Origin of the sequence: Janthinobacterium sp. BJB446 (assembly GCF_002735655.1) — a bacterium.
In the GTDB taxonomy this organism is placed as follows: domain Bacteria; phylum Pseudomonadota; class Gammaproteobacteria; order Burkholderiales; family Burkholderiaceae_D; genus Janthinobacterium; species Janthinobacterium lividum.
The window spans coordinates 487,667-512,367 of record NZ_PDZK01000002.1; the positions used below are offsets into that span (position 1 = coordinate 487,667).

Genomic DNA, 24,701 nt, shown 5'->3' on the forward strand with positions numbered 1-24,701 from the left:
TTGCCCGTGTTGCCGTTCTAGCCTTGTTGCCATCCTGACTAGCGAATGACAACATGGCCTATAAATCCATCCTCGTCCACGCCGACCTGTCGCGCCATGCGCCGCAGCGCATCGCCATCGCGGCACGGCTGGCGCACGCGCACCAGGCGCACCTGATCGGCGCCGCCATGACGGGCCTGTCGCGCTTTTACGTGGAAAACAACCGCGGCATGCGCGGCAGCGCCGTGGCGGCGCAGATCAACGCCCTGCATGGGCAGGCGGAACAAGCCCTCGACCAGTTTGAAACGCTGGCGCGCCAGGCCGGCACCGTCTCGCTGGAACGGCGCCTGATCGAAGACGATGAGGATGGCGGCATGGCCGTCAGCGCGCGCTACAGCGACTTGACGGTGCTGAGCCAGCACGACGACAGCGAAGCGCTGCCCGGCGCCATGAGCGACCTGGTGCCCTACGTGATGCTGAACGCGGCCCGTCCCGTGCTGATCGTGCCGCGCAGCGGCAAGTTCACGCAGATCGAAAACACCGTCGTGGTGGCCTGGGATGGCAGCATGGAAGCGACGCGCGCCATCGGCCACGCCCTGCCCCTCTTGCGCGCGGCGCGCCTGGTGGTGCTGGCCCTGCTGCACCCGCCGGCCGGCCATGCACAGCCGGCCCGCCATCCGGGCGCCGACATCGCCGCCTACCTGAGCCGCCATGGCGTGCCCGTCGAAGTGCGTCCGGCCATCGCCACGGGCGACATCGGCGCGGCGCTGCTGGCCATGGCCGCCGAAGTGCATGCGGACCTGCTGGTGATGGGCGGCTACGGCCACGCGCGCTTCCGCGAAATTTTACTCGGCGGCGTGACGGAAACGATCTTGCGCCAGATGACCTTGCCCATGCTGATGGCGCACTGAAACCAAGCGCGCTCCATGTCGTTGCACAATGGATATACTTGCCTGTTTATCCATATCAAAGCAATGTACATGAACCAACAACTCGTCAATTGGGGCAATAGCCTGGCGCCATTCGGCGGCGAACTGCTGTGGACCGCCCTGCCGTGGATGCTGCTGTGCAGCGCGGCCGGCTTCGTGCTGGCGCTCGGCATCTGCTACCAGCTGGCCAGAAAATGCCTGCTGGTGCGCCGTCCCCGCGCCTGGCATGTGGCCGCCAAGCTCAGCTATGTGCTGATCCTGCTCGCGCTGCCGCTCCTCGGTGCCGGCTTTGGCGCCGTGCACAGCGTGCACCGTGTGGTCAACCAGGCCCTCGAGCGCGACTTGCAGCCCGTGGTCGAAGCACAGATGCCGGCGCTGCGCGTCTACCTGGAACAGCAGGTCAAGCTGATCGCCCCGGGCCAGCCCATCAGCGTGCGCAGCCTGCTGGAACCATTCGTGCAAGGCATGTATTACCAGCCCACATCCAGCAGCTACTGGGAACGCAGCAAGGCGCGCTGGATCAATGAATTCATTCTGCGCCGCGGCAGCGTGCTGCTGACGCAGGTGCTGCAGGAACAGCTGATCGCCAGGGTCGGCCTGCTCGGCGAAGCGCTCAAGGGCGCCAACTTCCGTGGCCAGGCGACGGGCGAACTGGCCGCGCTGGGCACCGATCTGGCCGTGCGCCTGACCACCGACGTGGCGCGCCATGCCGACTTCAGCAAACTCGACAAGTCAGTGCCGATGATTTTCATCGACGCCATCAAACGGCAAGCCGGCGCCTATTTCAATTCGCTCAAGATCACGCTGGGCCTGTTCGCGCTGGCGGCGCTGCTGCTGGTATGGGGCGAGATCATGCTGTACCGCCATTACTACCTGCGCCGCCATCCGCCCGCCGCAGCCCTGCCCGTGCCGCCCATGTAAAAAAAGCCGCGCCTCCTTGCGGATGGCGCGGCTTTCAGGCGGCAGCTAAACCCTTAGGCTTTGCGTTGCGCTACCGCGTCAACGACGCACAAGGCCGTCATATTGACGATGCGGCGCACGGTGGCCGATGGCGTCAGGATGTGCACGGGCTTGGCGCAACCGAGCAGGATCGGACCCACGGCGATGCCGTTGCCGGCCGCCGTCTTCACCAGGTTGTAGGCGATGTTGGCCGACTCGATGTTCGGCATGACGAGCAGGTTGGCGTCGTTCTTCAGTGCCGAATTGGGCATGATTTTTTGACGCAGCTTGCTGTCCAGGGCCGTATCGCCGTGCATTTCGCCGTCGATTTCCAGGTCCGGCGCGCGCTCCTTGATGATCGCCAGGGCGGCGCGCATCTTTTGCGCCGAAGCGCTGTCGCTGGAACCGAAATTCGAGTGCGACAGCAGGGCCGCGCGCGGCGACAGGCCGAAACGGGTCATCTCTTCGGCGGCCATGATGGTGATCTCGGCCAGCTGCTCGGCGTCCGGGTTTTCATTGACGTGCGTATCGACCATCACCAACTGGCGTTCCGGCATGATCAGGACGTTCATGGCCGCATACACGTTGCTGCCGGCGCGCTTGCCCAGCACCTGGTCGATGTATTTCAGGTGCAGCTGGGTGGTGCCGAAGGTGCCGCAGATCATGCCGTCGGCGTCGCCCTTGTGGATCATCATCGAACCGATCAGGGTGTGGCGGCGGCGCATTTCCAGCTTCGCGTATTCCTCGGTGACGCCCTTGCGGCTCGTCATCGCGTAATACGTGTTCCAGTAATCGCGATAGCGCTCGTCGAAGTCCGGGTTGATGACGTCGAAGTCGACGCCCTGCTTCAGGCGCAGGCCGAACTTCTGGATGCGCGCTTCGAGCACGGGCGGACGGCCGACCAGGATAGGACGCGCCAGTTTTTCATCGACCACCACTTGCACGGCGCGCAGCACGCGCTCTTCTTCGCCTTCGGCGTAGACGATGCGTTTGAGTTCGGCCGGCGTGGATTTGGCCATCAGGAACAGCGGCTTCATGAAGGTGCCGCTGCGGTAGACGAATTGCTGCAGGCTGTCCGCGTACGCTTGCAAGTCCTTGATCGGACGCGTGGCGACGCCGGAATCCTCGGCCGCCTTGGCCACCGCTGGCGCGATCTTGATCAGCAAACGCGGATCGAACGGCATCGGGATCAGGTATTCAGGACCGAACGACAGGTTGCTGATGCCGTAGGTGGTCGCGACGATGTCCGACTGCTCGGCATGCGCCAGGTCGGCGATCGCGTGCACGACGGCGATTTCCATTTCGCGCGTGATCGTCGTCGCGCCGCAATCGAGGGCGCCGCGGAAGATGTACGGGAAGCACAGCACGTTGTTGACCTGGTTCGGATAATCCGAACGGCCCGTGGCGATGATGGCGTCGCTGCGCACGGCCTTGACTTCTTCCGGCAGGATTTCCGGGTTCGGGTTGGCCAGCGCCAGGATCAATGGATTCGGCGCCATCTTGCGCACCATGTCCTGTTTCAGCACGCCGCCGGCGGAGACGCCGAGGAAAATGTCGGCATCCGGGATGATCTCGCCCAGGGTGCGCAGCGGCGTATCTTGCGCGAAGCGTTCCTTGTCCGGGTCCATCAGTTCCGTGCGGCCCTTGTAGACGACGCCGGCCAGGTCGGTGACGTAGATATTTTTCAGCGGGAAGCCCAGATCGACGATCAGGTCCAGGCAGGCCAGCGCCGCGGCGCCAGCGCCCGACACGACCAGTTTGCAATCTTCGATTTTCTTGCCGACGGCTTTCAAGCCGTTCAGGATGGCCGCGCCGACGATGATGGCGGTGCCGTGCTGGTCGTCATGGAAGACGGGAATCTTCATGCGGTCGCGCAGCTGGCGTTCGATGTAGAAGCACTCGGGGGCCTTGATGTCTTCCAGGTTCACGCCGCCGAAGGTCGGTTCCAGCGAAGCGATGATGTCGACCAGCTTGTCCGGGTCCATCTCGTTGATTTCGATGTCGAAGACGTCGATGCCGGCGAATTTCTTGAACAGCACGCCCTTGCCTTCCATCACCGGCTTGGCGGCCAGCGGGCCGATATTGCCCAGTCCCAGCACGGCCGTGCCGTTGGTGATGACGGCCACCAGGTTGCCGCGCGCCGTATATTTATAGGCATTCGCCGGATCGATGACGATTTCTTCGCACGGTGCCGCCACGCCTGGCGAGTAGGCCAGTGCCAGGTCGCGCTGATTGGTCAGTTGTTTGGTCGGCGTCACGCTGATTTTGCCGGGGCGCGGGCACTCGTGATACTCGAGTGCGGCCAAGCGCAATTGTTGACGCAATTCTTCTTTTTTATCAGATGACGAATCCATGCTGTGCTGCCTTCCTGTTTGGTCGATCGGGTGTTCCGGATTTTATCAGACCGATTCTTTCAATTAGCTAGGTATTTTCCGCTAGCCACAGTCTGATATCACGAAAACGCATAACCTAGCATTGTAAGGCCGTCCGGCGGCACAAACGTCCTGAACAGGAAAAACTATCAAATTTTAGATTTCAATTATTTTTTTCGATGGAGCATCGGAGGCGCGCCACAGCGGCAGCGCGGCGACGGCGCTCGATATCGCCCATGTCATCCGCGCCCAGGCTGCTGTCGAACGGCGCGGACAAAATGCTGCGCATCAGCGCCAGGCGCGTCGTCGCCTGCTGCGCGTCGATGAAACGCGTCGTCTCCGCGCAATACTGCGCGCGGCGCTGGGCATCGGCGCCATCATCGTCGCCGTCGGGATAATAATGGCGGCCGATGTGATGCAGCGACTGCAGCAGGAATTCGATCTCGCGCAGGATGCGCAGCGCATCCTCGCCGGACAGCACGATGCGGCGGTTGGCGGGCAGCAGGGACGGTGCCGTGGCCGGGCTATTCGAAATTTTCATCGATCAGGAAGGCATAGTCGTCATCGATCAGCATTTGCAGATAAGCGTCGAAGCTGTCGGCGATGACCTTGTAGTTGTCGGGGTCGTGCAGGAAGCGCACGATCTGTCCAACCTTGCCGGACGCCGTGGGCGTGAAATCGACATACAGCCGCGAAGAGCCGCCATTGTTCATGCAATGCGAAAAACACAGGCGCTGGCCCTGCTTGATGCCGGCGTCGATGCGGGCATCGACGATGCCGGGATCCTGTTCCAGGTAATGGCCATAGATATCGGCGATGCTGCGCTGGTTCGCTAGCCCGTCCTGCAGGATCTGCTCGACGGAACTCAGGTAATACGGATACTCGAACACGTCCGAGCCCAGCATGTACACCAGCACCGTGCCGCCGGCATACTCCTGATAATAGGTGCCGTTGTACGTGCCCAGCAAGCGCAGCAGGCTGTCCGGGCACAGCGGATACGTCTGGCGCAAGCTGGCCAGTTGTGCCGCGCTGGCGCCGCTGGCCATCGCCAGGTCCACGAACGGTTCTGGTGGCAAGGCATTGAGCACGCCTTCGAGGTAGCGGTCGACGATGTCCATACGTGGCTGGTTCCTGATTTGACGGGTGGGCGCAATATAGCAGCTCAGGATGCGCGGCTGGCGCACGGCTGGACCAGCGTCCCGCCCGGCGCGAAGCGCACCGCGATCAGCAGCAGGAGCACGACGCCGCCGGCCATCACCATCCACGCCTGGGCCAGGCTGGACGAGTGCTGGCGGATCAGGCCGGCGATGAACGGCATGCTGCTGGCGATGATGTAGCCGCCGCCCTGCACAAAGCCCAGCAGCGCGCCGGCGCCGGCCGGGTCACGCACGTGGTCCATGCTGACGATCAGCGACAGGGGAAACAGGGAGCCGATGCCGCAGCCCAGTAATATCACGGCGGGCAGCGCCAGTTGCGCAGGCGCCACGATCAGGCAAGCCAGGCCGGCCAGCACGGACAACAATACGGCCAGCAACAGGATGCGGCGGTCGGGGAAGCGGTGGATGATGCTGGAAATCACCAGCCCCGCCAGCACTTCCACCAGGGTCAGGCCGCCGAGCAGCAAGCCGCTGTCGGCCGCGCTCGAGCCCAGTTCCGTATAGAACGGCGGCAGCCAGGCCAGCACCAGGGTGTACGCACCCGTGCCGATGCCAAAGAACACCATCAGCAGCCAGGCACGGCCACTGCCCACGGGCAGGCTGGCGCCCGCGCCGCCGGACACCTCCACACGCGCGGCCGATGCGCGGCGCCACAGCAGCGCGGCGGCCACGGCAGGCAGCGCCCACAGGGCCAGCAGCGCATTCCAGCCCCAGCTTTGCGCCAACGGTGAAGCGGACGCGGCGGCAATGGCCGCGCCGCCCATGATGCCCGTCGTATAAAAGCCCATCAGCTGGCCTGCCCGCTCGGGGAAATGGCGCTTGATGAAGGCCGGCAGCAGCGCCTGCACCAGCGCGATGCCCAGTCCACCCAGGGCCGCCGTGGCGATCAGGCCGCCGCTGCCATGCAAGGGCCAGCGCAGCGCGCAGGCGGCAGCGATGATGGCGATGCCGAGACCGATGCCGCGCGCCACGCCCAGCCGGCGCTGCAGCTGCGCGCCCGCCAGCGCGCACACGCCCATGGCGAACACGGGCACGGTGGTCAGCAAGCCCGCGTCGGCATTGCTGATGCCCGTGCTGGCCTGGATACTGTCAAGCAAGGGGCCGATGGCCGCCAGGATGGGCCGCAGATTCAGGCCCAGCAAGATGATGGCGGCCACCAGCAGGGCCGAAGACATTGAAGAAGAAAGGGGAGCGGCAGGTCGTGCGGAGGGCATGGGATAGTCCTTGCCTCGCTGGGAGGCACATGGTTTAATGCGTCATCAGAATATGACTCGATGAAAAGTATCTTAACATAAAGATAGAAATCTATCTTGAGGTCGAGATAGATGTTCCCAAGATACAAGGATACCCATGACAGATGCCCCGCAAGAACACACGCGCGCACAATTTGCCGCAGCACAATGGCAGCGCGAACTGCCGCAGATGGATACCAGTGCCATGCAACTGGTGGGCCAGCTGGGCACGGTGGCGCAGCTGATGGCGCGCGACTGGCTCAATCCGCTGTTCGCCGAACACGGCTTGCAACCGGGCGAATTCGACGTGCTGGCGACCTTGCGCCGCTCGGGTGCGCCCTACAGCCTGATGCCGACGGCCCTGTACGAAGCGGCCATGCTGTCCTCGGGCGGCATGACCAACCGCATCGACCGGCTGGAAGCGGCCGGCCTGATCGAACGCCAGAAGCATCCGACGGACCGGCGCGGCGTGCTGGTGGCCCTGACACAAAGGGGATTGGAACTGATTGAAAAGCTGGTGCTGCTGCACGTGGAGAACGAGCGCGCCATGCTCTCGGCTTTGAATTCGGACGAGCAGCGCCAGCTCGACCAGTTGCTGGCCAAGCTGCTGCACGGCATGGCGCAGGCGAAGAAAATTTAGGCGAGCAGACGCGCCAGTTCGCGCAGCGCCGCATGGCCGCGCCGGGCTTTGCGCTGCAATTCTTCCGGCGCACAGTGTCCATACAGGGCCTGGACGTGGCCCTCGCTGGCGGCGCGCAGGTCGAGTTCGCCCGCACCGGGATCGGGCAACTGCCCCTCGACAAGGGTCAGGAAATAATGGCGGGGCGCGCCATGCAGGTTGGTCGCGAACTGCAGCACCAGGCCGCTGTCGAACAGCAGCGCACCGCTGCACGCCCCTGTCTCCAACAGCAGGCGATACGGCGGCAAGGGCCGCCGTATCGCGCGCAGCACGCTGGCCAGGCGTACTTGATAACCGAGTTCCAATCCATTCGCATGCAAGCGGCCGCCTTGCAGATACACCTTGAACGATGTTTGCACGGCCCGGCTGGCGCGGCGGAACCAGCGCTCATCCTCATACAGGCACAGCTGGCCGCCATCGCACAGCTCGTAAAATCCCCGCGCCAGCAGTTCCGGCGCCGTGAACGTGGCCAGGCCAACGGCCTGCGGCTCGCGCAGCCAGCCATCGTCAAGATAGGATTGCATCAGGGCGTGGATATCGTGGAAGGGCATAGGGGCATGCTCGGCGGTGGCAAAGGCCTGTATTGTATGCCAGCCTATAATAGCCAGGCCTCACCACCACTCAACGAACAGACCACGCCATGGCCCCACACGACGCGCTTTCCGAATTCGACCTGATCAAACAATATTTCGTGCGCCAGCGCCCCGGCCGCGCCACCCTGGGCATCGGCGACGATTGCGCGCTGATTACGCCCGGCGCCGGCAAGCAGATCGCCATCTCGTCGGACATGCTGGTCGAGGACCGGCACTTCTTTGCCGGCGCCGACGCACGCATGCTCGGTCACAAAAGCCTGGCCGTGAACCTGTCCGACCTGGCCGCCATGGGCGCGCGTCCCGTAGCCTTTACCCTGGCCCTGGCCCTGCCGCAAGCCGAGCGCGCCTGGCTGGCCGGCTTTGCCGAAGGCTTGTTTGCGCTGGCAGACGCATTCGGCTGCGAATTGATCGGCGGCGACACCACCAAGGGCCCTTTGAATATCTGCATCACCGTGTTTGGCGAACTGGCGCCGGGCCAGGCCCTGCGCCGCAGCGCGGCCGTGGCGGGCGACGATATCTGGGTCAGCGGCACCCTGGGCGATGCGCGCCTGGCGCTGGCCGGCTACCGCATGGAGCAGGAACTGGCGCCATCCGACCTGCTGACAGCAAGCGCGCGCATGCACACGCCGACGCCGCGCGTGGCGTTCGGTTGCGCCCTGGCCGAAGCGGGCCTCGCGCATGCGGCCATCGACATCTCGGACGGCCTGGTGGGCGACCTCGGTCACATATTGAAAGCGTCGCAGGTGGGCGCCACCCTCGACGTCGACGCCCTGCCGGCCGGCCCCGTGCTGGCGCAACAGGCGACCATCGTGCGCCGCCGCTACACGGCCGCCGGCGGCGACGACTATGAACTGTGCTTCACGGCGCCGGCTTCCTCGCGCGACGCCATCGCCGCCCTGGCGGCAAGCTGCGGCACGCCCGTCACGCGCGTGGGCAGCATCGAGGCGCAGGCGGGCTTGCGGCTGGTGGATGCGGCCGGGCAGCCGCTCGATTTGGCGCTGAATTCTTTCGACCACTTCAGCGAATAAAAATAAGGAATCCGCCGAATCAGCGCACCGCCATCCGCGCCAGCCCCGGCTGGTTCACCATCCAGTAGTGCTGGAAGGCCAGGCGGATGTTGTCGCGCAACTGGGTGTCGTCCCACGGTTTCGTATAGAAACGGTAGATGGCGCCCCGGTTGATCGAGTCGAGCACGGCTTCGAGGCCCGTGTAGCCGGACAGGATGATGCGGATGGTTTCCGGGTACAGCTCTTTTACTTTACTGAGGAATTCCGTGCCACTCATGCTGGGCATGCGCTGGTCGCAGACGATCACGTGCACCCTGTGCAGGGCCAGCATTTCAAACCCTTCGGCCGGCGTGCTGGCCGTGAGAATCTGGTAGCCTTCGGGACGGAACAAACGGTGCAGGGACGACAGCACGTTGACGTCGTCGTCGACGATGAGCAGGGTTTGCGCGGGCTGCGCGGCCGGGTCGTGGCCGGGCGGCAGGCCGGCGCCGGCAACGATCATCTGCCCCAGTTCCAGCGCCGGCAGGGCGCGGCTGAAATAAAAACCCTGGATTTCATCGCAGCGGTTGCGCCGCAGGTATTCCAGCTGCGGGCGCGATTCCACGCCCTCGGCCACCACGCTCAGTTTCAGGCTGTGCGCCATGCTGACGATGGCCAGCGCGATGGCCGCGTCGTTCGGATTGCTGGTGATGTTGCGCACGAAGGCGATGTCGATTTTCAGCTTGTCGATGGGGAAGCGCTGCAGATACGCGAGGCTCGAGTAACCGGTGCCGAAATCGTCGATGGCCACCTTCACGCCGATTTTCTTCAGCTTGCCCAGCACGACGATGGTGCGCTCGGCGTTCGACATCAGCGCCGTTTCCGTCAGTTCCAGTTCCAGCAATTCCGGCGCCACGCCATGCTGCGCCAGCGCGCGCGTCACCTCGCCTTCCAGGTCGCCTTCGGCAAACTGGCGGCTCGACACATTCACGGCCACGTGCACGGGCCCCACTTCGCTGTCGCGCCACTCGGCGATCTGGCGGCAGGCCGCCTGGATCACCCAGGCGCCGACGCGCACGATCAGGCCCGTGTCTTCCAGCACCGGCACGAATTCGGCCGGCGCCACCAGGCCGTAGCCGGGACGGCGCCAGCGCAGCAGCGCTTCCACGCCGCTGATGCGGCCCGTGCGCAAATCCACCTTGGGCTGGTAGTACAGGATGAACTGCTCGTGTTCGAGCGCATGGCGCAGCGCCAGTTCCAGGTCCAGGCGCGCCAGCACCTGCACGTTCATGCCGGCCGTGAAAAAGCGGTAGCCGTCGCGGCCCGCCTGCTTGGCGCCGCCCATGGCCGTATTCGCGTATTTGATGAGGGTTTCCGGGTCGGTGGCGTCGTCCGGGTACATGGCGATGCCGATGCTGGCCGTCAGGGTGGCCGCATGGCCGCGCAAGTCGAACGGCGCGCGCAAGGCTTCGCGCACCTGGTTCGCCACGGCCACGGCTTCCTGCTGGTTGCGGCTCATGGTGAGTATCAGCGCGAATTCGTCGTTGCCCAGGCGTCCCACGGTGTCGCGCAGGCGCACGCATTCGACCAGGCGGTTGCTGAACTGGCGCAGCAGTTCGTCGCCCAGCGCCGCGCCCAGGGTGTCGTTGATGCTTTTAAAACGGTCGAGCGCGATGAACAGCACCACGATGCGCCAGCTTTTTTCCTGCGCCAGTTCGACGGCCTGGGCCAGGGTCTGGTAAAACAGGCTGCGGTTCGGCAGCCCCGTCAAGCCATCGTAATGGGCCAGGTGCTTCAGGCGCTCCTGCGCCTGGCGCCGTTCGCTGATGTCGCGCGCCACGGCGATCAGCAGCAAGCCGCCCGCACCCTGTCCGCCCGCCACGGGCGCCTGCGCATACCAGTGCCAGCCCAGCTCCACGGGCACCAGGCTCAGGTCGCGCCGCACCAGTTCGCATTCCGTCACTTCCGTGGCCAGGTGGGCCGGGCCGCCCGGCAGCGCGGCCAGCGGCGGGGCCGGCGGCGACGGCAGCAAGCTGCCGGGCGCCAGCGCCAGCAGTTCGGTGCGCGCATAGCCGAGCAGGCGGCATGCACCATCGTTGACGTCGACCAGGGTCATGCCCAGCACGTCGACGAGGAAGATGGCGTCGGTGGTGGCGTCCATGGCGCCGCGAAAGCGCTGCAGTTCCGCCGTGCGCTGGCCCACCGTGCGTTCGAGCAGGGTATTGTAGTGGCGCGCGGCGCGGTGCAGCAGCCGCACTTCGAGCATGTTGCGGATACGCGTGAGCACTTCGAGCGCGTCAAACGGCTTGCTGATGAAGTCGCGCGCCCCCGCTTCCAGCGCCGCCAGCTTGGCGTCCGGGTCGGCGGCGATCACCAGCACGGGCAAATAGCCTTCCAGTTCCAGCGGGCGCAAGGCATCCATCACGTCGTAGCCGCTCATGCCGGGCATCACCAGGTCGAGGATGATCAGGTCGAACTGGTGGCGCTGGTGCAGGCCGGCCACGGCGCGCGCGTCGAGGGTGCTGGTGATGGCCGTATAGCCGCCGCTTTGCAGCAAATGCTCGAGCAGGCGCAGATTGACTTCCTGGTCGTCGACGATGAGAATTTTCGCCGCATAGATATCGGCCTGGCTGATCATGGCGCGCCTGTTCCCTTCTGCCGGCGCTGCTGCGCCACGTAGGCCAGGGTGCTGTTGATCGCCTCGGTAAATTCATCGAGGTTGATCGGCTTGGTCAGATAGCGGTAAAAGCCCAGCGCCATGCTGCGCTCCACGTCGCCCGGCATGGCGTTGGCCGTCAGGGCGATGACGGGGATGTGCGCCGTGCGCGGATCGGCGCGCAGCAGTTTCAGCGCGTCCGTGCCGTTCACGTTCGGCAGGTTGATGTCCATCAGGATCAGCTGCGGCAAATGCGTGCGCGCCATATCCACGCCCAGGCGGCCATCCGTTGCCGTCAGCAGCTGCAATTGCGGGCAGTAGCGCACGATTTCCTCGACCAGGGTCAGGTTGGCGGGATTGTCTTCCACGTACAGCAAGGTCACGGGGGCGCTGTGTTCGAGCAGCGCCCCGGCCAGGTCCGGCCGCGGCAAGGCCGGGGGCGCGGGCGCGGGCAAGGCATCGACCACGCGCAGCTCGATCCAGAACGTGCTGCCCTCGCCGGGCGCGCTGGTCACGCCGATGCTGCCATCCATCAGCTCCACCAGGCGCTTGGTGACCACCAGGCCGATGCCGCTGCCCTCTTCCGTGCCGCCTTCCTGTCCCAGCCGGTTGAAGGGCTGGAACAGCAGCGCCACCTGTTCGCCGTCGAGGCCCACGCCCGTGTCGCGCACGCTGATGCGCACCCGGCCGCCCGCCTGCGGCGCGCAATCGATGGCCACCTGCCCCAGCTCGCGGTTGTACTTGAGCGCATTCGACAGCAGGTTCAACAGAATCTGCTTGAGGCGCGTGCGGTCGGCCAGCACGTTCAGGGGGCAGGTGTCGGGAAAGGTCATGCCGATGCCGCGCTGGCTGGCCAGCGGCGCGATCATGTCGCGGCATTCCTGCAAGATGGCGTCCAGGCCCACGGGTTCGAGCGACAGGCTGACCGTGCCCGACTCCACCTTGGCCAGGTCGAGGATTTCATTGATCAATGTCAGCAGGTGGCGCCCCGATTTCAGGATATGCCCGGCAAATTCCTTCTTTTGCTCCAGGGTCGACGGCAGACGGTCGGAACTGAGGATTTGCGCGAAGCCCAGGATGGCGTTGAGCGGCGTGCGCAATTCATGGCTCATCGACGACAGGAAGGCCGACTTGGCATAGTTGGCGCTGCGCGCCTCTTCCATCGCCATGGCCAGTTCGCCATTCGTCATTTCCAGCTGCATCGTGCGCTCGTGCACGCGCACTTCCAGTTCCTGGTTCAGGCGCATGACTTCCTGCTGCGCCTCGGTGCGCTGTTCGCCTTCGCTGGCCAGCTCGCCGTTCGAGCGCTCCAGCGCCTGCGTGCGCAGCTCGATCTCGGCCAGCATCTTGTTGAAGGAATCGACCAGCTGCGCCACTTCGTCGACGCTGAGCTTGCGCGCGCGGCGCGAATAGTCGCCCGTCTCGATCACTTCACGCGCCACGTCGGCGATATCGAGGATGGGTTGCGTGATGACGAAATCGAGGCGGCGCAGCAGCAGCAAGGCCACCAGCAGCGCCAGCACCGTCACGCTCAGGGCGATGGCCAGGTAATCGGCCGTGCGGCCGGCCAGCTCGTAATCGGCGCGCAAATACACGGTGCCCAGCAGTTCCCCATTGTCGACGATGGGCTTGAACAATTCCACCGAACTGCCCTGGATGCTTTCGCCTTCCTTGCCCGCCTTCGCCGGCAGCTCGCCCACATGCTGGTTCGCGCGGTAGCTGGCAAACAGGCTGCCATCCGCCTTGTACAGGGCGCCGGCCGTCACGCGCGGGCGGATGCGCATCAGGTTGAGGTTTTCCAGCGCCAGGCGTTCGTCGTCGAAGGCCAGCGCGGCCGAACTCATGTGCCCCAGCAGCTCGGCCTGGGTACTGATGTCGGCCACCAGGTTGCGGTGGTAGGCGCGCAAGTCGTAGACGACGATGGTGCCCAGCGAAATGACGAGCGCCACCAGGGTGGTCAGCAAGACCACCGACATCAGCTTGTGGCGGATGGAACGCAGTCGTATCATCTAGGCGCCTCCCGTCTGCACGCGGTAGGCGGCCAGCAGCATGCGCGCGCTGATGCGGATATGCGCCTGCGCCACGGGTTTCAGGGCCACGTCGAAGCGCACCTTGTCTTCGGCCATCACAAAATTGATCATGCTGCCCATCGCGTAGACCTCATCCGAATCGGATACCGTCAGCAACGCCAGGCCACGGCTGGCGGCCAGCATCTCCTGCAGCGCCGTTTTATCCAGCGCCCCCAGGTACAGCACGTGCAGCCCGGCCAGCGCTTCGCCGCGCCGCACTTTTTTCACCTGCACGGCGCGGCCGTTGACGCTATGCCCGGCCACGCTCTGTTCGAGCTGCTCGGCCAGCGCATCGGCGCCCGCCACGCCGATCACCAGCGGAGAGTCGGGCCGGGCAAAGCTACCGTCGGGCCATTCGACATAGCCGGCAAACTTGTACAGATACCCGGCCTTGACCTGGCGTTCCAGCTCCCCCGGCACCTGCGCCCGCGCCTCGATACACAGCACGCCCAGGAGCAGCAATAGCCACTCCCAGCGGAGAGGGCGGCGGCCAGCACCGCGCGCGGAGCAGCGCAGGGGGCCAGGATGACGCCACCAGGTCCAGTTCAGAATTACCATGACAACCGAGTAAAGATAATGCTATACGAAGGCGCGGCACCATGCCGCTTGCCTGTTCGAGCGATGCGCACCAGGGTGGCGCAGCGACAGAGCGCCTGCCAGCCCGAAGTGGTAGCAAATGTATAAAAGAGTGTACGCATTTTCGCTGGTACCGGGGAAAGTTTCTTTTACCGTTGGCCATGCTACAGTCTTGCCACCATTTTCACCGCATGCAGGAGTCATCCATGAGCAACGAACTCGTCCCCCTCTCCACCGCGGTCGGCCTGGCCTTGCAGGCGAAGGGCCTGCTGCTGGCCACGGCCGAATCGTGCACGGGCGGCGGCGTGGCGCAGGCCGTCACCGATATTTCAGGCTCGAGCGCCTGGTTCGAACGGGGCTTCGTCACCTATTCCAACGGGGCCAAGACGGGCATGCTGGGCGTGCCCGCCGAGCTGATCGCCGCGCACGGCGCCGTCAGCGAGGAAGTGGCCGCCGCCATGGCGCGGGGCACCCTGTCCCACAGCGAGGCCCAGGTGGCCGTCTCGACCACGGGCATCGCCGGCCCCACGGGCGGCGTGCCGGGCAAGCCCGTCGGCACCGTCTGCTTCGGCTGGGCCATGGACGGGCGCGTGCAAACACAGCGGCTGGTGTTTGCGGGCGACCGCCAGGCCGTGCGCGAGCAGGCCGTGGCGCACGCCTTGCGCGAACTGCTACGCTTTATCCAGTAGCGGCGGCGATGCAGGCGCGGTCGCGGCCCGCCTGCTTGGCCGCGTACAGGGCGCTGTCGGCGCGCATCAGCAATTCGTGACGGCCGGCGCCGTGGCGCGGATATTCGGCGATGCCGGCCGAAAAGGTGCAACCGGACAGGCTGTGCGGCGCCTGCCGGATCAGCAGCTGGCGGTAGCGCGCGGCGATATCGTCGATCTTGTGCGCGGCGATGAGGCTGTCTGCTTCGCGCAACAGCAGGCAGAATTCCTCGCCGCCATAGCGGCACACCATGTCGCTGCCGCGCAGCTGGCTTTCCACCAGGCGCGCGAACTGGATCAGCACTTCATCGCCAAAGTTATGCCCGTAGGTATCGTTGACGCGCTTGAAAAAATCCAGGTCGATGATGGCGATGGCCACGGGCGCATCCGCATCGGCCTCATGCAGGATGGCGTTGAGGCAGGTTTCAAAATGGCGGCGGTTGTACAGGCCCGTCAGGTGGTCGCGCATGGCCTGTTCCTTCAGGCTGTCCTGCAGGGAATTGACATGCAGGATCTGGTGCGCCAGTTCCCGGTTCAGGTGCTCGAGCTTGACGTTTTCCGATTCGCGCGCCGCCTGCAGCTCCAGCGCCTTGTCGCGCTCGGCTTTCAGGCTGTGCATTTCCTTTTCCAGGTTGCGCATCAGGCTGCGCGAGGCGCGCGCCGACTTGCTGCTGGCCTCGTAGGCGGCCTGGTATTGCTGCAGGAAACCATACGCGGCCTGCCATTCGCCCAGCTGGGCATTGATGTCGGACAAGCCGCGCAGGATCTGCTGCTGGTGAAACGGATTGCGCGTCCAGCTCAGCAGGCTGTGCGCCTGCGTCAGGGACGCCAGCGCCTGCGCCGTCTGGCCCGCGTGCAGGTCCAGCTTGCCGCGCACCAGCCACGCATGCATCTGCTCTTCCAGGTCCTGGCCCCGGCGCGCATATTCTTCGGCCCGCAACAGCAATTGCAGCGCGCTGTCGGGCTGGCGCAGCAGGATCGCGGCGTGGGCGGCGATACAGAACAAAAAGGCGCGCACGGCCAGGTCTTCTTCCGGCCACTCGTAAAACGGTTCCACCAGCGCCAGCGCCTCGGCCGGCTTGCCCGTGGCCAGCAGGCACATGGCCAGGTTGGCCGAAACGATGGTTTGCTGGTATTTGAGCTTTTGCGTGCCGATGATCTCGAGCGCCTCGACCAGCAGGGGGATGGCGTCTTCATCGTTGCCCAGGTCATGCTGCGACGACGCCAGGTTCGACAGGCTGTTGACCCGGTGCGCGGGGCTGCCGAAACGCTCGGCGATGTCGAGCGCCAGCAGGAAATTGCGCGGGCCGTCCTGCGTATCGCCACGGTTCAGGGCATCGACGCCCAGGCGCGCGTACAGCATGAACTTGTGCAGGGAGTCGGGTATCTGCGCGGCCTGGCTGCGCGCCTGCAGGAAATGCTGCTCGGCATCGGCAAAATCGCCGCGCCGGCTCGCATACGCGCCCTGCAGGGCGGCCACTTCCATGCCCCCTTCCAGGTCGCCGCTTTGCTGGAAATACGCGCCCAGACGCTCGCACGACGGTTCGGCCTCGCCCGCGTAATACGCCAGCCAGCAATGATTGAGTTCCGCATACGCGCCGCCGCACGCATACTGTTGTCGTTGCGCCGCCGCCAGCGCCATCTGCGCCAGCCGGCGCGCCTGGCGGCGGTTGCCGACCAGGCAAGCCAGGGCTTGCTGATTCAGACGGTCAATGTCGGCTTTATCGAGACTGGAGATCGGCACTGCGTCCTCGTTCACACTCTGGGGTGCATTTTTCACACAAAACTTGCTCTGTATCAATGGTATCCTGATTAACATCATAACCAGATTCGCTGTTCCGCATGGCATATTTGCAAAGGATTGTGGTAAAAATGCCAGTCGTGGCCTGGCCGGGCGCTTGCGCCGCTGTCACGGATCTTTGATTGTCACTGACGCAACAACTTGGAGTAGTCGCAATGCAAAACACGGTACATTTCATCCTGCAGGGCAAGGGCGGCATCGGCAAGACCCTCGTCTCTACCCTGCTGGCCCAGTGGATAGGCGGCAAGGACGACACGCCTTTGCGCTGTTATGACACCGATCAGGAAAACGCCACGTTCTCGCGCTACAAGGCGATGAACGTCAAGCACGTGCCCGTGATGACGGATGCGCGCAACATCGACCCGAAACGCTTCGATGCGCTGATGATCGACATTCTCGAAACGGACGGCAACTGCGTGATCGACAATGGCGCGAACACGTTTTCGCCGCTGATGGGCTACCTGCTGGAAAACGACTGTTTTTCGCTGCTGGAAGAATCGGGCCGCAAGGTCTATATCCACACCATCGTCGGCGGCGGCGACACCCTGCACGACACGGCCACGGGTTTTGTGGCGACAGCCCAATCGACGAAGGTGCCGCTGGTGCTGTGGCAAAACGAACATTTCGGCCTGCTGCAATCGGCGTCCGGCAAGCAGTTTATCGAATCGCAGTCGTACGCCGACAACCGCGTGCGCGTGAAAGGCAGCATTACCTTGAGCCAGCGCAATCCCGACACCTTCGGCGCGGACGTCAAGAAGATGAACACGGCGCGCCTGACGATGCAGGAAGTGCTGCAGAACGACAAGTTCAACATCATGGAAAAGCAGCGCATCAAGGTCGTCTACCGCGACATCTTCGAACAGCTCGACAAGGTGCAGTGGTAGATGGACCAGCACAAACTGCGCAGCCACGTATTCGACAAGACGGGCATCAAGATCGACGTCGATGACCCGATATTCGCCCTCGTGGCGCTGAACGAAGCCGTGCTGGCGGAAACCGTCGAGCGCCAGCTGGCCTTGCTGGACGCCGCCACGCAAGCGCTGGCGGCGCAGGCGCGCGCGGCGGGCGGCTTGCCTGCGCTGCCGCCCGCCGCCCTGGCCAGCCCTGCCGATAATGCGACGGCGCCAACCGTCGGCTTCACGCCACGCGAATGGCGTTTGCTGGGCGCGGCGGCCATCGTCTCCATCGCCAGCGCATTGCTGGTGCTGGGCGGCGCGGCCCTGCTGTATAGACTGTAGTACCGACCGTAGCACCGACCGTAGCACCGTCGCGCTGCGCCAGCCACGAGCGAGCCGCAGCGTCTTCTCCACCTATCCCTGGAAGCATGCATGAAACCGATCAAACTGCTGGCCCTCCCCGCTCTGCTGCTGTCGCTGTACGGCGCCCCGCTCACCCTCGCCCACGCCGCCGATGCGGCCGCGACGGCGCCCCTGGGCGCGACGGCCGTGCCGCATATCGCCTATGAAAAATACACCTTGCCCAACGGCCTGGACGTCATTCTCGTGGAAGACCATAAATTGCCCGTCACGGCCGTCAATATCTGGTACCACGTGGGACCGGCCAATGAAGCGCCGGGGCTGACGGGCTTTGCCCACCTGTTCGAGCACATGATGTTTGCCGCCACCAAGCACGTGCCGCGCGGCATGGCCGACCAGTTGCTGGAAGGCGCGGGCGCCACCGACTCGAACGGCAGCACGGATTTCGACCGCACCAATTATTTCGACACGGTACCGTCGAACCAGCTGGAACTGGCCCTGTGGACGCACTCCGACCGCATGGGCTACCTGCTTGACGTGCTCGACCAGACGGCGCTGACGAACCAGCAGGACGTGGTGCGCAACGAGCGCCGCCAAAGCGTAGAAAATGCGCCCTACGGCATCGTGCAGGAAGCCCTGTACCACCAGCTGTTTCCCAAGACCCACCCGTATTACGCCAGCGTCATCGGTTCGCACGCGGATATCCAGAACGCGAAACTGGCCGACATCAAGGAATTCTTCAGCAAATACTATGGCCCCAACAACGCCAGCCTGGTGATCGCCGGCGATATCGACAAGGCGAAGACCAAGGAGCTGGTCAACAAATACTTCGGCAGCTTCAAGAGCGGCCCGGCCGTGCCGAAACCGAATGTCGTGACGCCGCCCATCACGCAGGAACGCCGCATCGTGGTGCAGGACCGGGTGGAATTGCCGCGCGTCTTCATGGCCTGGCTGACGCCGTCCGCCTACACCAGGGATGACGCGGAACTGTCGATGGCGGCGCACATCCTGGCCGGCGGCAAATCCAGCCGCCTGTACAAGTCCCTCGTGTACGACAAGCAGATCGCCCAGGATGTGGGCGCCAGCCAGGGCTCGAACGCCCTCACCTCCATCTTCACCATCGACGCGACGGCGCGCCCGGGCCGCAAGCCCGAGGAAATCGAGCAAGCGCTGCAAGTGGAGCTGGAGCAATTGCGCGCCAAGGGCCCCACCGAGAAGGAACTGGAGCGCGCGCGCAACAGCATCGAGACCACCATGCTGAGCCAGGTGGAAAAAATGGGCGGGCGCGGCGTGGCCAACTTGCTCAACGAATACAACCAGTACCTGGGCGACCCCGGCTACCTGGCCAAGGATATCGAGCGCTACCGCCAGGTGACGGCCGCCGGCGTGCAGCGCGCCGTCGACCAGTACCTGAAAAACCAGTCGCGCGTCGTCGTCTACGGCGTACCGGGCAAGCCGGATCTGGGCGCGGAAGTGCCAACGCCGGCGCCTGGCAAGGTCAAGCCTGCGCCAGGCACGGCCATCAATGCGGACGAGCCTTGGCGCAATGCCGTGCCGAAGGCCGGTCCCGCACCGAAGATTGTTTTACCGCAAGGAAAATCGTTCACCCTGGCGAACGGTCTGACCGTGATCCACCATTACAACGGGGCCGTGCCGCTCGTTTCCAGCCAGCTGGTCATCAAAAGCGGCTCGGGCGCCAATCCGCTGGCGCAGCCGGGCTTGTCGAGCTTTACAGCGCAATTGCTGCAGGAAGGCACGGCCACGCGCAGCGCGCCGCAGATCGCCGACGATGTGGCGCAGTTGGGCGCCCTGCTGAGCACCGGTTCCAACACGGATGCCTCGTTCGCCCAGCTGACGTCGCTCAAAGCCACGTTCCCGCAAGCGCTCGACGTGCTGGCCGACGTGGTGCTGCACCCGCAATTCCCGCAAGAAGAGGTCGAGCGCCAGCGCGCCAGCCGCATCGGACAGCTGGCGCAGCAGCGCGAAAACGCGGGCGCCGTGGCCGCCCGCGTGGAAGCGGCGGCCCTGTATGGCCCGCAGCATCCGTACGGCTACATCCAGCTGGGCACGGAAGCGGCGCTGAAGGCGGCCAGCCGCGCCGACCTGCAAGGTTTCTGGCAGCAGCATTACCTGCCGAACAATGCGGCCCTGATCGTCTCGGGCGATATCGGCGAGGCGGAATTGAAGGCACTGGCCGAAGCGAAGTTCGGCAGCTGGAAGGCAGGCGCGGTGGCGCAGTCCGTGACCGCCGCACCGCAGACGACGCAGGCAAAATTGATTATGGTCGACAAGCCGGGCGCGCCGCAAACGGCCGTGCGCCTGTCCGCCATCGCCGTGCCGCGCGCCACGCCCGATTACGCGCCGCTGCAAGTGATGAACGCGGCCCTGGGCGGCTTGTTTACCAGCCGCCTGAACACCAACTTGCGCGAAGAAAAGGGGTATACCTATGGCGTGCGCTCGCAATTCCAGTACCGCAATCAGCCTGGACCATTCTCGATTGCCGCCAGCGTGCGCACCGATGTAACGGGCCCGGCCGTATCGGAAACCGTCAAGGAGATCCGCGCCATGATCGCCAAGCCCTTGAGCAGCAAGGAGCTGGCGAATGCGCGCAACTCGCAAGTGCTGTCCTTGCCGGGCCAGTTCGACACGAACGCCAGCATCAGCGCCAGCATGGCGAACGCGTACATCTACGGCCTGGGCCTCGACTATTACACGACCCTGCCGCAGCGCTTTGCCAGCGTGACGGACAAGCAGGTGCAGCAGGTGGCGAAAAAATACCTGCAGCCGGAAAAGCTGATCGTCATCGGCGTGGGCGACAAGGCGAAGATCGCTCCGCAATTGTCTAAGCTGAAGCTGGCGCCGGTGGAACTGCGCGACGCGGAGGGTAACGTCAAATAAGGCTAGCGGCGCTTGAACAGCGCCAGCTTGTCGATGATCGCCGCCACGGCCACGCCGGCCGTGTAGGCGATCAAATCACCCCAGCCGAAGGCGGAACCCAGTACCAGGTGCCCCAGCGGATGCGCGCGCAGCGCGACGAGCCACGGCGCCTGGACCAGCTGGCCGAATTCCACGGCAAAGCAGATCAACAGAGACCACAAGGCCAGTTGCCAGGTACGCATGCGCGTGGCGATGATGCCCAGCGCAAAGACAATCATCATGGCCCACAGGGCGTCGCCCGGATACTTGCCGAGCGCGGCGGGGACGAATTGGGGATAGGCGCGCGAGGCCAGGCCCAGCGCGATAACAGCCACGGTTGCGCCCACCTGCAGCAGGCGGCGGCGTTCAGGTTTTACCAGGAACATATTTCCATTCAAAGGCACAATACGGGCCGAACCATTGCGGCCCGTCCGATATTGTACTGCGCTGCCGTGTCCGCCTGTAGCCTAATGCGCCTGGACACGCTCAGCCCAGGTCGACATTCTGCGCCAGGAAATCAAGCAAGACGCGCACGCGCAGCGGCACATGCCCGCCTTGCCCCACGAACACGGCATGCACTTCCTCGCTGTCGCCCGGGTTGCAGTCTTCCAGCACGGCCTGCAAGCGGCCGGCCGCGATATCGGCCCGCACCTGGAAGGCAGCCAGGCGCGCCAGTCCCAAGCCCGCCAGCGCCAGTTGCCGCAAGGCTTCGCCATCGCTCGCCTGCGCATTGCCCGTGACCGGCACGACGATGTCGCCTTCAGGCAAGCGCAGCGGCCAGCCCGAGCGGGCGCGCGCGTAATTGGCATCGAGCAGATTGTGCGATGCCAGCTCGGCGGGCGTCAACGGCGTGCCGCGCCGCGCCAGGTAGGCTGGCGACGCCACGATCACCATGCGCGTCTGGCCCAGCTTGCGCGCCAGCAAGCTGGAACTTTTCAGGGGACCGGCCCGCACGGCCACATCCGTACGCTGCTCGAGGATATCGACCACTGCATCCGTGAGCTCGATGTCGAGTGTCACCTCCGGAAAGCGTTCCAGAAACAGCGGCGCCAGCGGCAGCAAAAAATGCTGGCCGAACGGCACGTTCGCATTCACGCGTATTTTGCCGCGCGGCACATCCTGCACACCGGCGCAGCGCTCGGCCTCGTCCAGGGCCGCCAGCACGTGCCGGCCCCGTTCATACAGGCCGCAGCCCTCGGCCGTCAGTTGCAGCTGGCGCGTGGAGCGGTTCAACAGGCGCGCGCCCAGGCGCTCCTCCAGCCGCGAGACGAGCTTGCTGACGGCCGAGGGCGTCATGCCGCAGGCGCGCGCGGCGGCGGAAAAGCCGCCCAGTTCCACCACGCGCACAAACACTTCCAGCTCGCCGGAGCGGTTCACTTCCAGTCTGGCCATTGTGAATTCAACTCATAAATGTTCTTCGATGAGATAGTCTAGTACATAAATGGCTTTGCTTTCATCATGCGCACATTCCCCTTGATGAAGCGAACCGCCATGCAACGATTCTCCCTCCTCCCCGCCGCTCTGCTGAGCCTGGCACTCGGCACGAGCCCTGTCCAGGCCGCCAACGCCGATACCATCTGGCTGGCCAGCTGGACGGCCAGCCCGCAAGCCGTGTGGAGCAGCGACTTCCTGTTCCCCAGCAATGTGCCCGCCGTGCTGCACGGGCACACCGTGCGCCAGGTGGCGCGCCTCAGCGTGGGCGGCCCGCGCGTGCGCATCGTGCTGTCGAATGCGTATGGCAAGGTGCCGCTGCGCATCGGCGCGGCCACCGTGGCCCTGGCCGCTTCCGGTTCGGCCATCGAAGCGGGCAGCCTGCGCACGCTCACGTTTTCCGGCCAGCCCTCGGCCAGCGTGGCGCCGGGCGCGCCGCTCGTCAGCGACCCCGTCGACCTGCCCGTGCCGGACCTGGCCCGGCTGACGGTGAGCGTCCACCTGCCGCAAGCCAGCCCGACTTCCACGTTTCACTGGGATGGCCGCGAGACGGCGTGGATCGCCCCGCATGACCAGACGCGGGCCGCGCGCATCGATGATGCACAAGCCGGCGTGCAGACCACCACGGCGCGCCTCTTGCTCAGCGCCATTGAGGTGCAAGCGGCGCCGGGGACGCAAGCCGTGGCCATCCTTGGCGATTCGATTACCGATGGCGCCAGCGCCAGCCTGGGGATGGATGCGCGCTGGCCCGATTTCCTGGCCGCTCGCCTGGCGCCGCAGGGAGTGGCCGTGATCAATGCGGGCATTTCTGGTGCGCGGCTGTTGTCCGATGGTATGGGAGTCAATGCCCTGGCGCGCTTCGAGCGCGACGTGCTGGCGCAACCGGGCGTGCGCTCGGTGGTCGTCTTGTTGGGGATCAATGACATCAGCTGGCCCGGCACGGCGTTTGCGCCACGGGTACAAAGGCCGACCCTGGAGGAGTTGACGGCCGGCTACGTCCAGCTGGTCGCCCAGGCCCGCAGCCGCGGCGTGCGCGTGGTCGGCGCCACCCTGACGCCGTTCGCAGGCGCCCTGCCCGGCACGCCCCTGAGCGACTATTACCAGCCAGAAAAAGATGCGCTGCGCCAGCAACTGAATGCGTGGATACGCAACAGCGGCACGTTCGACGCCATACTCGACTTCGATGCCTGGGCGCGCGATCCCGCGCATCCGCTGCGCCTGCTGCCCGCCTACGACTCGGGCGACCACCTGCACCCGGGCGATGCAGGCAACCGGGCGCTGGCGGAAAGGATAGCCCTGCCGCTGCTATTGAATCAGTCGCCCAGGCCTGCGTACAGAGCCGTGCTCAAGTAGCGCTCGCCGAACGACGGGATGATGGTGACGATGGTCTTGCCCGCGTTTTCCGGGCGGCGCGCCACTTGCAGGGCGGCCCACAGGGCGGCGCCCGACGAGATGCCGACCAACAAGCCTTCGTCGCTGGCGGCCAGGCGCGCCGTGGCAAACGCGTCGTCATTCTTGACGCAAATGATTTCGTCGTAGATGGCCGTATTCAAAATCTGCGGCACGAAGCCGGCGCCGATGCCCTGGATCGGATGCGGGCCCTTGGTCCCCTTCGACAGCATCGGCGACGCTTCCGGTTCCACGGCGATCATTTGCAAGCCAGGCTTGCGTTCCTTCAACACTTCGCCGATGCCGGTAATCGTGCCGCCCGTGCCCACGCCAGCGATGACGATGTCCACTTGTCCATCCGTATCGCGCCAGATTTCCTCGGCCGTCGTGGCGCGGTGGATGGCGGGATTGGCGGGATTGTTAAATTGCTGCAGCATCAGGTAGCGCGGGTCGGCTGCCACCAGTTCCTCGGCCTTGCGGATGGCGCCCAGCATGCCTTCGCTGCCGGGCGTGAGCACCAGCTCGGCGCCATAGGCGCGCAGCAGGATGCGCCGCTCGCGGCTCATGGTGTCGGGCATGACGAGGGTGCAGCGGTAGCCGCGCGCGGCGCACACCATGGCCAGCGCGATGCCCGTGTTGCCGCTGGTGGGCTCGACGATGACGGTATCGGGATGAATCTTGCCTGCGGCTTCCGCGGCGACGATCATGGACAGGCCGATGCGGTCCTTGACGCTGTGCGCGGGATTATAGAATTCGAGTTTGGCCAGGATGGTGGCCACACTGCCGGCGGCGATGCGGTTGATGCGCACCAGGGGGGTGTTGCCGATCAGTTCAGTGACGTCGTTGGCGATGTTCATGGGAGTCTCCACAGCAATGACAGAAGAACCCAGTCTACCGCGTTTCAGGACACTGAACAAAAAGTTCATGGCGTTGTTGCAATGCCTTGCCGTACTTTCGTACTGTCTTCGGCAATGCGCCTAGCCCTGAACATTTTGTTACGTGCCGATGGCAGCGCACGTGGTGCGCTGCCGAAA

21 protein-coding genes are annotated in these 24,701 nt (G+C 64.9%); 9 read left to right on the forward strand and 12 right to left on the reverse strand.

The window, feature by feature from the left end:
* Positions 1-53: 53 nt before the first annotated feature.
* Both CSQ92_RS17880 and CSQ92_RS17885 read left to right on the forward strand, forming a co-directional pair.
* A complete protein-coding gene (locus CSQ92_RS17880; protein WP_099394943.1) occupies positions 54-890 on the forward strand; it encodes a universal stress protein in 837 nt (278 codons plus the stop codon).
* 69 nt (positions 891-959) lie between these two features.
* The gene (locus CSQ92_RS17885; RefSeq protein WP_139144108.1) at positions 960-1,829 is read left to right on the forward strand and encodes a hypothetical protein; all 870 of its coding nucleotides are present in this window, start codon (positions 960-962) and stop codon (positions 1,827-1,829) included.
* A 53-nt stretch (positions 1,830-1,882) separates the two neighbouring features.
* Here CSQ92_RS17885 and CSQ92_RS17890 read toward each other — a convergent pair whose 3' ends face one another.
* The 4 genes from CSQ92_RS17890 to CSQ92_RS17905 all read right to left on the reverse strand — a co-directional run bounded on the left by CSQ92_RS17890 (position 1,883) and on the right by CSQ92_RS17905 (position 6,590).
* Complete coding sequence (locus CSQ92_RS17890; RefSeq protein ID WP_034780543.1) at positions 1,883-4,201, reverse strand: NADP-dependent malic enzyme; 2,319 nt, start codon at positions 4,199-4,201, stop codon at positions 1,883-1,885.
* Between the two features lie 181 nt (positions 4,202-4,382).
* Positions 4,383-4,760: a hypothetical protein gene (locus CSQ92_RS17895; protein WP_218964078.1), complete on the reverse strand. Its 378-nt coding sequence runs from the start codon at positions 4,758-4,760 to the stop codon at positions 4,383-4,385.
* Positions 4,744-5,337 (reverse strand): SMI1/KNR4 family protein, encoded by a 594-nt coding sequence (locus tag CSQ92_RS17900; protein ID WP_099394944.1) that lies wholly within the window; start codon positions 5,335-5,337, stop codon positions 4,744-4,746. The genes CSQ92_RS17895 and CSQ92_RS17900 overlap by 17 nt, the downstream gene beginning before the upstream one ends.
* Positions 5,338-5,381: 44 nt before the next feature.
* Positions 5,382-6,590, reverse strand: a complete 1,209-nt coding sequence (locus CSQ92_RS17905; protein ID WP_099394945.1) for an MFS transporter — start codon at positions 6,588-6,590, stop codon at positions 5,382-5,384.
* 136 nt (positions 6,591-6,726) lie between these two features.
* On the opposite strand from CSQ92_RS17905, the gene CSQ92_RS17910 reads away from it, so the two are divergent.
* Positions 6,727-7,248 carry a MarR family winged helix-turn-helix transcriptional regulator gene (locus tag CSQ92_RS17910; RefSeq protein WP_099394946.1) on the forward strand — a complete coding sequence of 174 codons (522 nt, stop codon included), beginning with the start codon at positions 6,727-6,729 and terminating at the stop codon, positions 7,246-7,248.
* Here the strand turns inward: CSQ92_RS17910 and CSQ92_RS17915 are convergent.
* Entirely contained in the window at positions 7,245-7,838 is a 594-nt protein-coding gene (locus CSQ92_RS17915; RefSeq protein WP_099394947.1) for a hypothetical protein, read from the reverse strand. The two genes, CSQ92_RS17910 and CSQ92_RS17915, sit on opposite strands and share 4 nt — an antisense overlap.
* Positions 7,839-7,927: 89 nt before the next feature.
* Here CSQ92_RS17915 and thiL point away from each other — a divergent pair, with 89 nt between their 5' ends.
* Positions 7,928-8,908 (forward strand): thiamine-phosphate kinase, encoded by a 981-nt coding sequence (gene thiL / locus CSQ92_RS17920; protein ID WP_099394948.1) that lies wholly within the window; start codon positions 7,928-7,930, stop codon positions 8,906-8,908.
* A 19-nt stretch (positions 8,909-8,927) separates the two neighbouring features.
* On the opposite strand, the gene CSQ92_RS17925 is transcribed toward thiL, so the two are convergent.
* The 3 genes from CSQ92_RS17925 to CSQ92_RS17935 are packed head-to-tail and all read right to left on the reverse strand — an operon-like array spanning position 8,928 to position 14,053.
* A complete protein-coding gene (locus CSQ92_RS17925; RefSeq protein ID WP_099394949.1) occupies positions 8,928-11,504 on the reverse strand; it encodes an EAL domain-containing protein in 2,577 nt (858 codons plus the stop codon).
* On the reverse strand, positions 11,501-13,531 hold the full coding sequence (locus CSQ92_RS17930) for an ATP-binding protein (protein ID WP_099394950.1): 2,031 nt from the start codon (positions 13,529-13,531) through the stop codon (positions 11,501-11,503). The genes CSQ92_RS17925 and CSQ92_RS17930 overlap by 4 nt, the downstream gene beginning before the upstream one ends.
* Positions 13,532-14,053, reverse strand: a complete 522-nt coding sequence (locus CSQ92_RS17935; RefSeq protein WP_034780562.1) for a YfiR family protein — start codon at positions 14,051-14,053, stop codon at positions 13,532-13,534. It lies immediately after the preceding gene.
* A 320-nt stretch (positions 14,054-14,373) separates the two neighbouring features.
* On the opposite strand from CSQ92_RS17935, the gene CSQ92_RS17940 reads away from it, so the two are divergent.
* Positions 14,374-14,856, forward strand: a complete 483-nt coding sequence (locus CSQ92_RS17940) for a CinA family protein (RefSeq protein ID WP_099394951.1) — start codon at positions 14,374-14,376, stop codon at positions 14,854-14,856.
* Here the strand turns inward: CSQ92_RS17940 and CSQ92_RS17945 are convergent.
* Positions 14,846-16,618, reverse strand: a complete 1,773-nt coding sequence (locus CSQ92_RS17945) for a GGDEF domain-containing protein (RefSeq protein ID WP_257219260.1) — start codon at positions 16,616-16,618, stop codon at positions 14,846-14,848. The two genes, CSQ92_RS17940 and CSQ92_RS17945, sit on opposite strands and share 11 nt — an antisense overlap.
* Positions 16,619-16,830: 212 nt before the next feature.
* On the opposite strand from CSQ92_RS17945, the gene CSQ92_RS17950 reads away from it, so the two are divergent.
* The 3 genes from CSQ92_RS17950 (at position 16,831) to CSQ92_RS17960 (ending at position 20,829) form a co-directional block, all read left to right on the forward strand.
* Entirely contained in the window at positions 16,831-17,559 is a 729-nt protein-coding gene (locus CSQ92_RS17950; protein WP_034780566.1) for a hypothetical protein, read from the forward strand.
* Positions 17,560-17,913 (forward strand): hypothetical protein, encoded by a 354-nt coding sequence (locus CSQ92_RS17955; protein WP_180277046.1) that lies wholly within the window; start codon positions 17,560-17,562, stop codon positions 17,911-17,913.
* 90 nt (positions 17,914-18,003) lie between these two features.
* Positions 18,004-20,829 carry a M16 family metallopeptidase gene (locus CSQ92_RS17960; RefSeq protein WP_099394952.1) on the forward strand — a complete coding sequence of 942 codons (2,826 nt, stop codon included), beginning with the start codon at positions 18,004-18,006 and terminating at the stop codon, positions 20,827-20,829.
* Between the two features lie 2 nt (positions 20,830-20,831).
* Here CSQ92_RS17960 and CSQ92_RS17965 read toward each other — a convergent pair whose 3' ends face one another.
* Both CSQ92_RS17965 and CSQ92_RS17970 read right to left on the reverse strand, forming a co-directional pair.
* A complete protein-coding gene (locus CSQ92_RS17965; RefSeq protein WP_099394953.1) occupies positions 20,832-21,233 on the reverse strand; it encodes a ribosomal maturation YjgA family protein in 402 nt (133 codons plus the stop codon).
* Between the two features lie 100 nt (positions 21,234-21,333).
* A complete protein-coding gene (locus CSQ92_RS17970) occupies positions 21,334-22,239 on the reverse strand; it encodes a LysR family transcriptional regulator (protein WP_099394954.1) in 906 nt (301 codons plus the stop codon).
* 99 nt (positions 22,240-22,338) lie between these two features.
* On the opposite strand from CSQ92_RS17970, the gene CSQ92_RS17975 reads away from it, so the two are divergent.
* On the forward strand, positions 22,339-23,631 hold the full coding sequence (locus CSQ92_RS17975; protein ID WP_257219261.1) for an SGNH/GDSL hydrolase family protein: 1,293 nt from the start codon (positions 22,339-22,341) through the stop codon (positions 23,629-23,631).
* Here CSQ92_RS17975 and cysK read toward each other — a convergent pair.
* Positions 23,592-24,524 carry a cysteine synthase A gene (cysK, locus tag CSQ92_RS17980; RefSeq protein ID WP_034780574.1) on the reverse strand — a complete coding sequence of 311 codons (933 nt, stop codon included), beginning with the start codon at positions 24,522-24,524 and terminating at the stop codon, positions 23,592-23,594. The two genes, CSQ92_RS17975 and cysK, sit on opposite strands and share 40 nt — an antisense overlap.
* Between the last annotated feature and the right edge of the window lie 177 nt (positions 24,525-24,701).